The organism is Lentzea flava, from assembly GCF_014648475.1.
Taxonomy (GTDB): Bacteria; Actinomycetota; Actinomycetes; order Mycobacteriales; family Pseudonocardiaceae; genus Lentzea; species Lentzea flava.
Genome location: NZ_BMRE01000005.1, coordinates 20,614 through 35,147, shown reverse-complemented (window position 1 = coordinate 35,147; position 14,534 = coordinate 20,614). Strand labels below are relative to the sequence as shown.

The following is a 14,534-nucleotide window of genomic DNA, read 5'->3' as shown; positions in this document are numbered from 1 at the left end:
GTGACGCGGGCGAACCCCGAGGTGTCCGTGCGCGGAGTCTTCCTGCCGCTGCGGCACGCCGAGTTCCGGTGGCTGGTCGGTGGTCAGATGCTGTCCACGTTCGGCGACATGCTGCTCGTCGTGGCACTGCCGTTCGTGGTGCTGCGGCACGGCGACGCGGCCGACCTCACCGCGATGCTCACCGCACTGGGGATCGCCCGCATGGCAGGGTCCCCGCTCGGCGGGTGGCTCGCCGACCGCTGGCAGCCGCGCACGGTCATGCTCTGCACCGACGTGGCCCGCGCCGCGGTGCTCGCCGCGCTCGCGGTGATGGTCGCGGGGGAGCGGTTCGAGCTGCTGCACTTCGGGATCGGCGTGGTGCTGCTCGGTGCGCTGGACGGCGTGTTCCTGCCCGCGTACTGGGCGGTGCTGCCCGCGCTCGTGCAGGAGGACGAGCTCGCGGCCGGCAACGCGATCGGCGAGGGGCTCCTGGTGTTCACCGTCATGGTGGGCACGTTCGTCGGCGGGCTGGCCAGCGCGGTGCTCACGCCTGCGGCCGTCCTCACCATCGACGCGGCCACGTTCGCCCTCTCCGCCTGCGCGCTGCTGTTCCTGCGCTCCCGGCCGGGAGTCCGCACGGACGAGGGCAACGGCGGGTTCTGGACGTTCGTGCGGGGATCGCGGCTCTTCCTGTCGATCACGCTGATCGCGGGTGTGCTGCACCTCGCGTCGGCGGGCACGCTGAACGTCGCCCTGCCGGTGCTCGCGGACGAGCGGTCGGCCGACGGCCAGCGGATGTTCGGTGTGCTGCTCGGCGCCCAGGGTGCCGGGCTGCTCGCCGGGACGCTGATCGCGGGCCTGCTGTGGGGGTTCGGGCGGCGCGGCCTGGCCGCGGTGGCACTGCTGGTCGTCCACGGCGCCGTGCTGATCGTGTTCCCGCAGCTGCCCGGTCCGGTCGCGCCGATGGCCGCGATGTTCGTGCTCGGCGCGGTCGCCGGGGTGCTGAGCATCCTCGCCGTGACGATCCTGCAGCAGATCTCGCCGCCGGACGTGCGGGGCCGCGTGATGGCGGCGTTCTCCGCGGTGACGCTCGGCGCCTACCCGCTGTCGGCCGTGCTCGTCGGCACGGTGGTGGTCGGTGCGGGCGCTCCGGCGGCGTTCCTGGTGAGCGGACTGGGTGTGCTGGTGACGGCGGCGATCGGGTTCGGCCAACGCGCGTTGCGCGAAGCCTGAGGAGTGGTGATGACGTATCCCGAGGTAGATGCACCGCCGTTGCCCGTGCTGCCACCGCCGTGGAGCGTCCGGCCGCTGAGCCAGGACGACGCGGACCTGGTGGCGGGCTGGATGAACACCCCGCACGTGGCCGCCGCGTGGGACCAGGCCTGGCCGCGGCAGAAGTGGGCGGACGAACTGGCGCGGCAGCTCGCGGGCGATCACTCGCTGCCGTGCCTGGCCAGCTACGACGGACGCCCGGTGGCGTACCTGGAGATCTACCGCGTGGTGCGGGACCGGCTCGCCGCGCACTATCCGGCCGGATCGCACGATCTCGGTGTGCACGTGGCGATCGGCGACCCCCAGGACGTCGGACGCGGTCTGGGCAGCGCCCTGCTGCGCGCGGTGGCGGACGGGCTGCTGGCAGCCGACCCCGAGTGCGAGCAGGTCGTGGCGGAACCGAACGTGCTGAACCTGGCTTCGCAGCGGGCTTTCCGCAACGCCGGGTTCCGGCACGCGGGGGAAGTGGTGTTCCCGCACAAGAAGGCGGCACTGCTGATCAGGTCGCGGGCGGAGGAGAGCGCCGACGTCGTGGGCATCGGCTTCGGGCCGGCGAACCTGGCGCTCGCGGTCGCGCTCGCCGAGCACCCCGGGGTGACCGCGCGGTTCCTCGAACGCCAGGACGGGTTCGCCTGGCACCGGGACATGCTGCTGGACGGCGCGACCGTGCAGGTGTCGTTCCTCAAGGACCTCGTGACCATGCGCAACCCGACGAGCGAGTACGGGTTCCTGTCGTACCTCGCGGCCAAGGACAGGCTGGTGGAGTTCATCAACCACAAGACCCTGTTCCCGTCGCGGGTCGAGTTCAACGACTACATGTCGTGGGTGGCGAGCCGGTTCGCCGCGCAGGTCGACTACGGCGCTGAGGTCGTCGGCGTCCGGCCGGTCGTGGGCGCGTCGGGCGTCGACGAGGTGGAGGTCGTCACGAGGCTCGGCCGCCGGGTGCGGTGCCGGGACCTCGTGATCGCGACCGGGCTGCGGCCCGTGCTGCCCGCCGGGATCGAGCCGTCGGACCGGGTGTGGCACAGCGACGAGCTGCTGTCGCGCCTGGAGAAGGTGGACTCCGACCCGCGCAGGGTCGTCGTGCTTGGTGCCGGGCAGAGCGCCGCCGAGGTCGTCGAGTACGTGCACCGGCGCTATCCGCACGCCGAGGTGTGCGCGGTGTTCGGCCGGTACGGGTACTCACCGGCCGACGACAGCCCGTTCGCGAACAGGGTGTTCGACCCGGCCGCGGTCGACACGTTCTACGGCGCGCCGGACGCGGTGAAGGAACGGGTGCTCGCGTACCACCGCAACACCAACTACTCGGTGGTGGACCTGGAGCTGATCCAGGAACTGTACCGGCGTGGCTACCAGGAGCTGGTGACCGGTGAGCGGCGCCTGAAGGTGCTGAACCTGTCCACTGTGGACCACGTGCGGACCGGGCCGGACGGTGTGCTGCTCGACGTCGTGTCGCTGGCGACCGGAGAACGTGCGGAGCTGGAGGCTGACTTCCTCGTGTGCGCCACTGGGTACCGCGAGGCGGACGTGTTCGGGATGCTGGGCGAGCTGGGACAGTACTGCCTGCGGGACGATCACGGACGGCCGCTGGTGGACCGGGACTACCGGGTGCGCACCGTGCCGGACGTGTCGTGCCGCATCTATCTGCAGGGGCCCACCGAGCACTCGCACGGCATCAGTTCCGGATTGTTGTCCACGGTTGCTGTGCGAGCGGGGGAGATCGCCCGGTCCATTGTGGAGTGTGGCAGGGTGGCGGTGCTGTCATGAGCTTCGGCGTGGCCGGGTTCGGGGCCTTTCTGGGCGAACCGGTGTCCGTGGCCGCGGTTGCCGCCGATTACGTCACCGACCAGCGGCAACTGTCCCGGTGGGGGTATCGGACGTTCCACCGGGCCACCTCGGAAGGCATCACCGATCTGGCCGTGGCGGCGGGGCAGCGGGCCCTGGACGCCGCCGGGGTCTGCGCGGACGAGGTGGACGTGGTGGTGCTGGCGATCTCCGACATCGCCGAGCACCTCTACTGGGACCCTGCCGCCGCGTGCCAGCACCGGCTCGGCGCGCGTCGGGCGGAGGCGATCCTGGTCAACCAGGCCTGTGGCGGGTCGGTGACCGCGTTCGACACCGTTGCCGGGCGGTTCGCGACCCATCCCGAGCACCGGGTCGCGTTGATCATCGGCGCGAACCGCGTGTGCGAGACGTACGTGAACCGGATGGCGGTCAACACCTGCGTGAACGGCGACGGTGCCGCCGCTGCCGTGGTGCGCAGGGACTTTCCCGGCCGGCGATGGCTCGTGACCGAGACGCTGACCGACGGCCGGTACGCGGACTACTTCCGGCTGGACGGCGGCACGGCCCGGCCGTTCGGCACCGGTGAGCCGCCGCGGGTGCGCGACCCGTTCACGCGGCTCGCGGAGTTCTTCGACGGTGACGTGGCCGCGATGGTCGAGTTCGGGCGGATGACCGTGGACCGCACCCGCGAGGTCGTCGAGCGTGCCTGCAAACGAGCCGGGGCGCCGGCCGTGTCACGGGTCGTGCACCTCAACGACAACGCGACCGCTCTGAGCGACCTGGCGCTGGCGCTCGGGCTGCCGTTGTCCGCGCTGAACGCCGATGTCGCCGCCGCGCACGGGCATCTCGGCTGCGCGGATCAGATCTTGGGACTGTCGTGGCTGGTGGAGCGCGATCTCGTGGCGCGGGGAGATGTCGTCGCGCTCACCAGCACGGGCAGCGGAATGCACTGGACCTGCACGTTGATCGAGGTGTGAGGATGACCCGAGTGGCAGTGGTGGCCACGTTCACGGCCGACGGGGTGCTGCGGCTGCTGCGGTCGGCGCTGGAGCAGGCGGGGATCGAGCCGGAGCTGCACCTGTGCCCGTTCGGCCAGGTCGAGACCGAGCTGACCGCACCGGACTCCGGGCTCGCCCGGTTCGCTCCCGACGTCACGCTGGTGTTGCTGCACGACGGCGCGTTCCTCCCGGCGGCCTGGGATCCGACGCGGCTCGACGCGGTGGAGGACGCCGTCCGCGCTCGGCTGGAATCGCTGGAGTCGGCGATCGCTGGACGGGGAACCGTCCTGCTGCACACAGTTCCGCTGTCACGGGTCGAGCAGCGCACCGTCGTGTCGTACCGGGGGCGTGCCGCGCTCGGCCGGCTGTGGCGGCGGCTGAACTCGGCGCTGTTGGAACTGCCGGACCGCCATCCGTCGGTGCACGTGCTCGACCTCGAGGCCGTCCTGGTGGACGAGCCGGGGCCGGTGCGGGACGCGCGGCTGTACCGCTACGCCTCGATGGCGTGGAGCGCCCCGGCCGAGCGGGCGTACGCGAGGGAGGCGGCGGCGTTCTGCCGTGCCGTGGCAGGGCTTTCGGCGAAGGTGCTCGTGCTCGACGGCGACAACACGTTGTGGGGCGGGGTTGTGGGCGACGACGGCCTCGCGGGGATCGAGCTGGGGCCGCTCTACCCCGGCAACGCGCACGTGGATCTGCAGCGGAGGGCGCTCGCGTTGCGGCGCCAGGGAGTGCTGCTCGCGCTGGCCAGCAAGAACTCCGCGGGCGTGGTCGACGAGCTGCTGGCTGAGCACCCCGGCATGGTGCTGCGCGCGGCCGACTTCGTGGCGAAGGCGGTGAACTGGCAGCCCAAGGACGGCAACCTCCGCGAGCTGGCGAGCGAGCTGAACGTCGGGCTCGACTCGTTCGTCTTCGCGGACGACAGCAGGTTCGAACGCGAACTGGTGCGGGAGGCCCTGCCGTCGGTGCGGGTGGTGCCGCTGGACGGAGACCCGGCCGGATTCAGCGACCTGGTGCTCGCGGGCGACCACTTCGCGGTGCTCGACACGACCGAGACCGACCGGTCCCGCACCGACCTCTACCGGGCCCGGCGCGAGCGGAACTCCTCGGCGGCGTTCAGCTCGCCGGAGGAGTACCTGCACGGGCTGGAGCTCGTGGTGTCCGTGCGCGAGGCCACTCGGTACGACCTGCCGCGGTTGGTGCAGTTGTCGTTGCGCACCAACCAGTTCGTGATGGTGCGCGGCGCGCATTCCGAAGCCGAGACCCAGGAGTACGCGGTGTCTCCTGACCGGCTGCTGCTCGTGATCTCCGTGTCCGACCGGTTCGGCGACGAGGGCGTGGTCGGCGGCATGTGGGTCAGCCGTGGCGAGCGGGCGTGGACCGTGGACAACTTCGTCCTCAGCTGCCGGGTCTTCTCGCGAGGGGTCGAGCACACCGCGCTGCAAGCCCTGGTGGACAGAGCTTTCGCCGCTGGTGCCGAACGGCTCGACGCCGCTTTCTTCGGGTCAGAACGCAACCAGCCCGCTGCGGCTTTCTACCCGTCCGTCGGGTTCAGCACCCGTGAGCCGTCCGGCTACACGCTGCCGTTGCGTCCACCGCCCGTCGTGCGGCCGGCGTGGGCGACGTTGATCGAGGGGGAGACCGCTGATGTCTGACGTGCTGACCGACCTCGTCGGGCTGGTCGCGGAGGTGTCGCGCACCCGGCCGCACGAGGTCACCGGGGCGTCCCGGTTCGAACAGCTGGCCGAGTGGGGGAGCATGGCCGCGTTGCGGTTGCTCGCGGAGGTCGAGCCGCGCTGGAACGTGCGGCTCGACCTGCGGCGCTACCTGGCCACCGAGACGGTGGCGGAACTGGCCGACGTGATCGCGCAGGAGCGGCTCAGGTCGGCGTGACCTTGGACGCCACGGTCAGCACGATGTCCTTGCGCACCAACGTGGACTCGTCGCACACGAGACCTGCTGTCGTGACGAGGACACGCATCTCCTCCGGCGAGCGGAAAGCGGGCAGGCGGAAGAACACGCGCTGGAACAGCCGCGCCGGCCTGAGCTCGGCGAGGTGACAGCGGCCGCCGTCGGCGAGCACGCGCGCCACCTCCCGCAGGCCCGTGACCTGATCCGCCCAGTGGCCGAAGGACGTCGTGCTGACCACGAGATCGATCGCGCCCGCGTTGATCGGCAGCTCCTCGGCGCAGGCGTGGTGCAGGATCGCGGACGGCACCGCGGTGCTCGCCGCGTCGAGCACGCCGAGGCCGGGGTCGACGCCGATCAGCTTCGCGTCCGGCCACCGGCGAGCGGCCCTGGCCAGCAGAGCTCCTGTGCCGCAGCCGATGTCGAGCACGGTGGCCGGTGCGAGGCCGTCGCACCGGCTGAGCACGGCGTCGTGCAGGTCCACGGAGTCACGCCGCATCGGGGTGCGGCAGATAGCCGGACTCGACCAGATAGGTGAGGATCCGGAAGCCGAGGTCGCGGTCGACCGGTGGGCAGGTGATGCCCGAGCCGGCCAGCCCGGCGTCGGTGTTGGTGGTGTCGATCCGCGGCCGGGTCTCCTCGGGGTAGCGGTCGGGATCGGCGGCGTGCTCACCGGTCAGCAGCGGCACCACGGGGTAGAGCGCGTTGTCCGCGTCGACTCCGGCGATCCGCCGCTGCCAGTCGTGGTAGGTGAAGTCCTCGACCGGATAACCGAACTCGCGCACCCACTGCCAGACGTCGCGCAGCTCGGCGGTGCGGTGGTTGGAGAAGTGGAAGACCTTGCCGAACGACTCGGGCTGACGAGAGAGGTGCGCGATGGCCGAGCTGACGTAGTCGACGGGCATGAAGTTGACCACCATGTCGTGGTCGAGCCCGGCACCGAGCTGGATGCATCCCTTGAGCACCACGCACGTGTAGTCGGTGGTGTGCGAGACACCGGTCTCGGTGTGGCCGAGGACCACCCACGGGCGGTAGATCGCAACGGGGAGGCCTCGGTCGCGCAGGGTGCACATCATCTTCTCCGCGACCCACTTGCTCTGGATGTAGCCACCCGCCGCGACGCTGGCGTCGGGTGCCTCGTTCTCCCTGATGAGCCTGTCCTCGCCGCGCACGAACACGTCGATGGCGGAGATGTGGTGCACCGCCTTCGCCCGGCCGCGGCACGCCAGTTCGAGCACGGTCCGCGTGCCGTCGACGTTGGCGGGCTTGAGCACGTGGTAGGGGTAGACGAAGTTGACCTGCGCGCCGCTGTGGTAGATCACGTCGATCCTGGCGGCGAGCGCGTCGAAGTCGCCGGGGGACAGGCCGAACTCCGGCTTCTCCAGGTCGCCGGGCACGGCGACGATCCGGTGCGCGTCCGTCTCGGACCAGATCCCGAAGCCGCTCAAGGTGGCCCGCACGCGCCGGGCGGCCTCGTCGGCGGTGGACGCGCGGACGAGGCAGTGGAAGGTCGCGCCGGTCCGCTGGAGCAGGGCGTGCAGCAGGAACGCGCCGAGGAACCCGGTCACGCCGGTCAGGAGAACGTGCCGGGGCTGCTCGATGTCCGCGAGCGGCAGGCCTTCCGGCGTGAGTTCGGGTGGAAGCTCGGCCTCGGCGTGCAGGTCGGGGCGGTCGGCCGACGCGATGGCCGCCTCCCTGCCGTCTGCCTGGTACACCTCGATGAGCCGGGCCAGCCCCGCCACGCTCGCCCTGCGGAAGAACAGCTCGATCGGGAGGTCGAGCGAGTACCTCGCGGACAACCGGGCGGACAGCCTGGCCAGCAGCAGGGAGTGCCCGCCGAGGTCGAAGAAGTCGTCACGGCGGCCGATGCCCTGCAGGCCGAGGACCTCGGCGACTTCGGTCATCAGTTCGGCTTCCAGGCCGGTCAACGGTTCGTCGCCGATGTGTGAGCCCGCGGTGGGAGCGGGCAGCCGGTCGCGGTCGACCTTTCCGTTGTGCGTCAACGGGAACTCGTCGAGCAGCACATAGGCGCTCGGTGCCATGTAGGAGGGCAGGAACTCGCGGACGTGCTCGGCGAGGTCCGTCGTCGGTCCCGCCGGCACGACGTACGCGACGAGCCGGACGTCGCCGGGGACGTCCTCCCTGGCGAGCACCGTCGCCGACCGGACGCCGGGGTGCCGCTCCAGGCACGCCTCGACCTCGCCCGGTTCGATCCGGTGGCCGCGGACCTTGACCTGGTGGTCGGTGCGGCCGAGGTACTCCAGGTCGCCGTTCGCGCGGTACCGCACCACATCACCCGTGCGGTACAGGCGCTCGCCGGTGCCGCTGAACGGATCCGGCACGTAGCGTTCGGCGGTGAGCGCGGGCTGCCCGAGGTAGCCCCTCGTCACCCCGGCACCGCCGATGAACAGCTCGCCGGGGACACCGATCGGCACCGGCCGGAGCTGGTCGTCGAGCACGCGCAGCCGGGTGTTGTGGATCGGCCTGCCGATCGGCACCGGGCCGGGTTCCGCGTCGCGTGCCTTCACGGTGTGCGTGCAACATCCCACGACCGTTTCCGTGGGGCCGTACTCGTTGACGATCAGGGTGTCCGGTGCCTTCTCCGCCCACTGGCGCAGGGTGGAGCCGAACAGCGCCTCGCCACCGACGACGAGCCGTGGTGCCGAGGCCGTTGCCTGGGCGGAGAGCAGGTCGAGGTGGGCGGGGGTGAGTTTGACGACGCTGTGCTGTGCGCCGCGCAGTGCCGCGGCCAGCTCACCGACGTCCTCCGGCAGGATCGCCACCGTCGCACCGGCGACGAAGGCGGGGAAGATCGACGTCACGGACAGGTCGAACGTGACGGGGGAGTGCAGGGGAACGCGACCGCCCTCGGTGAAGCCGTACTCGTCGACGGCCCAGCGCACGTAGTTGGAAAGTCCGCGGTGGGGCACCAGCACACCTTTCGGCCGCCCGGTCGAGCCCGAGGTGTAGAGCACGTAGGCCGCGTTGTCCGGATGAGGCCGTCCGGTCGCGGCCTTCCCAGTGCCGACGGTCGCGAGGTCGATGATGTCGCCGTTGTACCCGGCGGGTGCGTTCCCGTCGGTGATCAGCACCTGGGTGTCGCTGTCGGCGAGCATGAACGCCAGCCGTTCCGCCGGATGTGAGGGATCGAGCGGCAGGTAGGCGGCGCCGGACTTCAGCACGCCCAGCAGTGTCGCCGGGACGTCGAGGCCGCGGCGGAGCAGGACACCGACGATCGTCTCGGGACCGGCGCCGCGAGCCTGCAGCGCGGCCGCGATGCCGTTACTGCGCTCGTCGAGTTCGCGGAAGGTCATGGTGCTGGTGCCGAACGACACGGCGATGCCGTGCGGGTCGGACTCGGCCCGCCGGGCGATCAGCTCGTGCACGAGATCGTCGGTCGGGTCTGTTCTCGGGCCGGATGACCACGAGTCGAGTTGCTCGTGTTCGGCGGCGGGAATGCAGTCCGCTGTGGACAGTGGCGCGTCCGGGGAGACCGTCAGCAGTTGCGCGAGCCTGGTGGCCCAGCGGTCCGGTGCGTTGTCGAGGACCGCGGTCCAGCCGTCGCGGGTGCGCATCAGGTGGAGCGTCACGGGCTCGCCGGGATCGGTCGTGCCGGACGGGAGCCGGGTGACGGCCGGTGGTTGTGCGACGGCGTCGACGACCAGCTGGGCGTGGCGCACGTCGCCGCCCATCCGGCGGGTGATCACCTCGGCCGGGATGTGGCTGTCCTCCAACGCGTCCCGCACCGCCTCGCTGACCCGGTCGCTCAGCTCGCGGAACGTGGGGTCGCCGGAGAGGCCGATCCGGACCGGCACGCGGTCGGCCGTCGCGTCGGACAGGCCGATGACGACGTCGGACCTGCCGGTGAGGCGGTGGAGCAGCGCGGCCAGTGCGGTGAGCGCGGGGACGGCCGGGTCGTCGAGCGGATCGAGCCGCAGGGCGGTGGTGGCGGAGGTCGGCTGTTCCTCGGACGTCCGGGGTGGGCAGTCCGCCAGCCGCGCTGCCCACCGCTCGACGGCGGCCCTGCCCGCGGCGCTGTCGAGGAGGTCCTGCTCGGCGGCGACGTCCGGCCCGGCGACCGAGGGCGTGGCGCCGAACAGTTCGCTGACCAGCACGCTCGGGGTCGTGTCGCCGGCGATCGCGCGGTGCATCACGGCCAGCAGAACGTGGTGGTTCTCGGCGACGCGGCACAGCGACAGGCGGCACAGCGGCGCGGTGGTCACGTCGATGCCGGCGGCGGCGTTCTCGGCCAGCCACGTCTCCGGATCCCCTTCGGTCACCGCGATCGGCAGCTCCGCGTCGCGGGACACCAGCCGCACGGGCCGGTCCTCGACGGAACGGAAGAACGTGCGCAGCGCCTCGCTCCGGCCGACCAAGGCCGCCGCTTTCCGGTGCAGATCTTCGACATCCAGTGCCCCCGTGATGTCGAACGCTGCGTGCACAGTGGACTGTTCGAGCCCGGAACCGGTAAGCAGCAGGCTTTGCTGACGCGCGGACAGATTGGTCTTCATCGCCGAGTCCCCCTGAAATCGCCGTCATCAGGCAATCGGCGAGGAACGTAACGGCCGTTGCGGAACGCGGTCAAGGTTGTGGCACAAGGGAAGTGCGCCGCATGTGCGTGGCATGTGCGGGCCTGCGGACAATGGTCATTCGAAAGGCTGATTCTGCCGCCTGCGGAAGGGGATGGGGGTCCCGATGGGCGAGGAGTACGTGTTCCCGCTGTCCTTTCAGCAGACCCGGCTGTGGTTGCTGGAGCAGCTGGAAACCGGGAATCCGGCGTACCACGTCCCGATCGCCCTGCGCATCGGCGGACCGCTGGACGTGGAGGCGTTGCGGCGCGCCCTGACCACGCTCACGCGACGGCACGAGATCCTGCGCACCAGACTCGACCGCAACGCCCCGGTGCAGATCGTCACCGCGCACGCGGATCCCGAGCTGAAGCTGGTGATCTTGAGCGGTACCGACGAGCTGGAGACAACGGTCAGGGACCTGGCGCGGCGCCCGTTCGACCTGTGGGCCACGGCTCCCGTGCGCCACACCGTCCTGCGCATCGACCCGCGGACGCACGTGCTGCTCATCGTGCTGCACCACGCGATCTGCGACGGCTGGTCGACGGCCGTGCTGGCACAGGAGATCATCGCGCTGTACCGCGCCGAGGTCGAGGGCGCGCCACCGGACCTGCCGGTGCTCACCGCCCAGTACGGCGACTTCGCGCTGTGGCAACGGGAACAGCTCTCCGGCGAACGGCTCGAAGCCGAGCTCCGGCACTGGTGCGACGTCCTCGCCGCCGCACCGCCCGCGCTGGAGCTGCCCGCCGACCGGCCTCGTCCCCGCGTGCAGACCTACCGGGGCGCCCGCGTCCAGCGGCAGCTGGACGGCACCACGACGATGGCGCTGCGGGAACGCTGCCGACGGCTCGGCATCAGCCGGTTCATGATGCTGCTGGCCGCGTACTCGGCCGTGCTGGGCAGACTCGCGGACCAGGCCGATCTGGTGATCGGCACGCCGACGGCCGGACGGACAGCGCCCGAGACACATCCGCTGGTGGGCTGCTTCGTCGACGTGCTGCCGCTGCGCGTCGACCTGTCCGGCGACCCCGCGATCACCGAGCTGCTCGGCCGGATGCGCCACGTCTGCCTGGACGCCTACGCGCACCAGGAAGCGCCGTTCGAGCGCGTCGTCGAGCGCCTCGCGCCCGGACGCGACCTGTCCCGCCCGCCGGTGTTCCAGGCCATGCTGGCGTTGCAGGACGTCGAGCAGCCGAAGCTGACCTGTCCCGGCCTGGAGATCACCGAGTGGCGGCTCGACACCGGCGTCGCCAAGTACGACCTGACCCTCGACGCCGAGGAGACGGCCGGCGAGATGCGGCTCGACCTCGAGTACAACGCCGACCTCTTCGACCACTCCACCGCCCGATCCCTGCTGGACCGGGTGGTGCGGGCCCTGCACTGGCTCACCGAGGCACCCGGCACCGCCCCTCTGTCCGAATTGGACATCATGCTGCCCGGCGAGGTGAGCCTGCTGCGCGGCAGGGAGATGCCGATCCCGAACGCCACGGTCGCCGATCTCGTCAGGCAGCAGGTGATCGCCCACCCGGACCGCACCGCGGTGGCCGATCAGTCCCGCGTGCTCACCTATCGGCAGCTGTGGGACAAGGCGTCGGACATCGCGGCACTGCTGGCGTACAAGGGTGTGCGCCGTGGTGACGTGGTCGGAGTGCAGTTGCCCCGCACGGCCGAACTGCCCGCCGCGCTGCTCGGCGTCTGGCTCGCCGGTGCCGCCTACCTCCCGCTCGACCACCGCCTGCCGCCCGACCGCAGGCAGCGGATGATCGACGACGCGGGCGCGCGAGTGGTGCTGACCGGCACCGCCACCAGCACGGCGCGCACGGCTGGAGTTCGTTGCGGTGGCGAGGATCCCGCCTACGTCATGTTCACCTCGGGCTCGACCGGCCACCCCAAGGGCGTCGTCGTGCCGCACCGCGCCGTCGTCAACCTGCTCCTGTCGATCATCGCCGAACCGGGGCTGACGCCGTCCGACCGGCTGGTCGCCGTCACCACCACGTCGTTCGACATCTCGGTGCTGGAACTGTTCGCACCACTGGTGGCCGGCGCGCAGGTGGTGATCGCGTCCGACGACCAGATCAGCGAACCGGAACTGCTCGGTGAGCTGATCGGCACCGCGACGGTCGTCCAGGCCACCCCGTCGACGTGGCGCTGGCTGCTGGACTCCGGCTGGACCGCCACCCGCCCGCTGCGCGTGCTCTGCGGCGGAGAAGCCCTGCCCGCCGCACTGGCCGACCGCCTGACCACGGACCACGAGGTGTGGAACCTCTACGGCCCCACGGAGACGACCATCTGGTCGGCGATCAGCCGGGTCGACGGCGAGGTCACCCTGGGCCACCCGCTCGCCAACACCACCGTGCGAGTCCTGGACCGGAACCTGCGACCGGTTCCTCCCGGCGTCCTGGGCGAGATCCACCTGGGCGGATCCGGCGTGGCCCACGGCTACCTGAACCAACCCGCCCTGACCGCGGACCGCTTCGTCCCGGACCCGGACGGCGGGCGGATGTACCGCACCGGCGACCTCGGCCGCCTGCGTCCCGACGGCACCCTGGTCTTCGCGGGCCGCAACGACCACCAGGTCAAGGTCCTGGGCCACCGCGTGGAACCGGGCGAGGTCGAGGCACACCTGGCCACCCACCCCGCCGTCGCCGCCTGCGCTGTCGTGGCCCGCTCCGACCACCTGGTGGCCTGCGTCGTCCCCGACGGCCCCGCGCCCACGCTGACCGCGCTGAAAGACCACCTCTCCAGGTCACTGCCCGCCTACCTGATCCCCGCCGCCCTCACGGTCCTCGACGAGCTCCCGACCACCGCCAACGGCAAACTCGACCGCGCGGCCCTGTCCAGCCTGGCCGCACGCCCGAACACCGCGGATCACGTCCCTCCCGCCGACGAGCTGGAACGGGCGGTGCTCGACTGCTTCCGCCAGGTGCTGGACGTGCCCGGCCTGGGCATGACCGACGACTTCTTTCAGCACGGCGGCAGTTCGCTGACGGCGGTGCAACTGGTGGCCGCCGTCGAGGAGGCCACCGGCACCCGCCTCGAACTGCGCAGGGTGTTCGAGTCCCCGACCGCCTTCGGGCTCGTCGCGGCGGTGCGATCCACCCCAGAGGTGACGGGCTCTGCCGACCACGACCTGATCCGCGAGGTGGGACGCGCCGCGACTCTTCCCGCCGACATCGTGGTGGGACAACCACATCCCGACGGCTGGCACCCGCGGCACGTCCTGCTGCTCGGTGCCGCCGAACCACTCGGTGCCGCCGTGCTGCACAGCGTGCTCGCCGAGCAGGACGTCGTCGTCAGCTGCCTGCTCGGCGAAGGCGGTGCGGTGCCGCAAGCCTCCGATCGCGTTCGTCTCGTGATCGGACACCTCGACCAGGTCCACTTCGGACTCGACGCGGACAGCTACGCCCGTCTGGTGAGCGAGGTGTCCGCCGTGTTCCACGTGGCCGACGTCTTCGCGCCGCCCGCTGAGTTGCACCGGGCATCGGCGACCACGGTCGAGGCGATCAGGTTCGCGGCCACCGGTAAAGCCAAGCCGCTGCACCACGTCTCGATCGCGGACGTGTCCGTGACCGAAGGCGAGCCCCTGGAAGAACGCCTGTACCCGTTGACCGTGCGACCGGATTCCCTGCCGTCGCTGGTGCCCAGGGTCGGGGAAACGCTGGTGTACGAGGCGGCACTGCGCGGCCTGCCCACCTGCATCCTGCGAACGCACCCGCAGGCGTCACCGGCCCGTGCCGCGGACACGATCGTCGCGCTGGCACACCAGCCCGCCGCCAATGGTCACGTCGTCCACCTCCCACCTGGCTCGATCACCACCGCGATCCGCGCAGAACGGGCGGCGGCCCTGCTCCGCTGTTAGCCGCGGTTGGTGTTCGGCCGGCGGGGAAGGCTCCTGATCCGCACATCAAGCCGGAGGCGCGCAACACGATTCACGCCGGCCTTCGCATTTGCCGCGCCCATTGATTTTGTTCGTCGAATTGGCTGTGTGAGTGATGGTCTGAGCGGACCTTGTGACGGGCCGGTCGGT

The 14,534-nt window shown here is 71.2% G+C and carries 8 protein-coding genes; 6 read left to right on the top strand and 2 right to left on the bottom strand.

The window, feature by feature from the left end; genetic code table 11:
- The 5 genes from IEZ09_RS09695 to IEZ09_RS09675 are packed head-to-tail and all read left to right on the top strand — an operon-like array spanning position 1 to position 5,924.
- Positions 1-1,212: an MFS transporter gene (locus IEZ09_RS09695; RefSeq protein ID WP_189253290.1), complete on the top strand. Its 1,212-nt coding sequence runs from the start codon at positions 1-3 to the stop codon at positions 1,210-1,212.
- Between the two features lie 9 nt (positions 1,213-1,221).
- Positions 1,222-3,018 carry a GNAT family N-acetyltransferase gene (locus IEZ09_RS09690; RefSeq protein ID WP_189253289.1) on the top strand — a complete coding sequence of 599 codons (1,797 nt, stop codon included), beginning with the start codon at positions 1,222-1,224 and terminating at the stop codon, positions 3,016-3,018.
- Positions 3,015-4,013, top strand: a complete 999-nt coding sequence (locus IEZ09_RS09685) for a 3-oxoacyl-ACP synthase III family protein (RefSeq protein ID WP_189253288.1) — start codon at positions 3,015-3,017, stop codon at positions 4,011-4,013. The genes IEZ09_RS09690 and IEZ09_RS09685 overlap by 4 nt, the downstream gene beginning before the upstream one ends.
- 2 nt (positions 4,014-4,015) lie before the next feature.
- On the top strand, positions 4,016-5,686 hold the full coding sequence (locus tag IEZ09_RS09680) for an HAD-IIIC family phosphatase (protein WP_189253287.1): 1,671 nt from the start codon (positions 4,016-4,018) through the stop codon (positions 5,684-5,686).
- On the top strand, positions 5,679-5,924 hold the full coding sequence (locus IEZ09_RS09675; protein ID WP_189253286.1) for an acyl carrier protein: 246 nt from the start codon (positions 5,679-5,681) through the stop codon (positions 5,922-5,924). Before IEZ09_RS09680 ends, IEZ09_RS09675 begins: the two co-directional genes overlap by 8 nt.
- Here IEZ09_RS09675 and IEZ09_RS09670 read toward each other — a convergent pair.
- Positions 5,911-6,423 carry a class I SAM-dependent methyltransferase gene (locus IEZ09_RS09670; protein WP_189253285.1) on the bottom strand — a complete coding sequence of 171 codons (513 nt, stop codon included), beginning with the start codon at positions 6,421-6,423 and terminating at the stop codon, positions 5,911-5,913. The genes IEZ09_RS09675 and IEZ09_RS09670 overlap by 14 nt on opposite strands.
- A gap of 4 nt (positions 6,424-6,427) precedes the next feature.
- A complete protein-coding gene (locus IEZ09_RS09665) occupies positions 6,428-10,450 on the bottom strand; it encodes a non-ribosomal peptide synthetase (RefSeq protein ID WP_189253284.1) in 4,023 nt (1,340 codons plus the stop codon).
- A 184-nt stretch (positions 10,451-10,634) separates the two neighbouring features.
- On the opposite strand from IEZ09_RS09665, the gene IEZ09_RS09660 reads away from it, so the two are divergent.
- Entirely contained in the window at positions 10,635-14,366 is a 3,732-nt protein-coding gene (locus IEZ09_RS09660; protein WP_189253283.1) for a non-ribosomal peptide synthetase, read from the top strand.
- The last annotated feature ends 168 nt before the right edge of the window (positions 14,367-14,534 follow it).

Coding starts and splice junctions, on each gene's coding strand:
- IEZ09_RS09690 (WP_189253289.1), top strand. CDS start 1,222: ATGACGTATCCCGAGGTAGATGCACCGCCGTTGCCCGTGCTGCCACCG.
- IEZ09_RS09665 (WP_189253284.1), bottom strand. CDS start 10,450: ATGAAGACCAATCTGTCCGCGCGTCAGCAAAGCCTGCTGCTTACCGGT.
- IEZ09_RS09675 (WP_189253286.1), top strand. CDS start 5,679: ATGTCTGACGTGCTGACCGACCTCGTCGGGCTGGTCGCGGAGGTGTCG.
- IEZ09_RS09680 (WP_189253287.1), top strand. CDS start 4,016: ATGACCCGAGTGGCAGTGGTGGCCACGTTCACGGCCGACGGGGTGCTG.
- IEZ09_RS09685 (WP_189253288.1), top strand. CDS start 3,015: ATGAGCTTCGGCGTGGCCGGGTTCGGGGCCTTTCTGGGCGAACCGGTG.
- IEZ09_RS09660 (WP_189253283.1), top strand. CDS start 10,635: ATGGGCGAGGAGTACGTGTTCCCGCTGTCCTTTCAGCAGACCCGGCTG.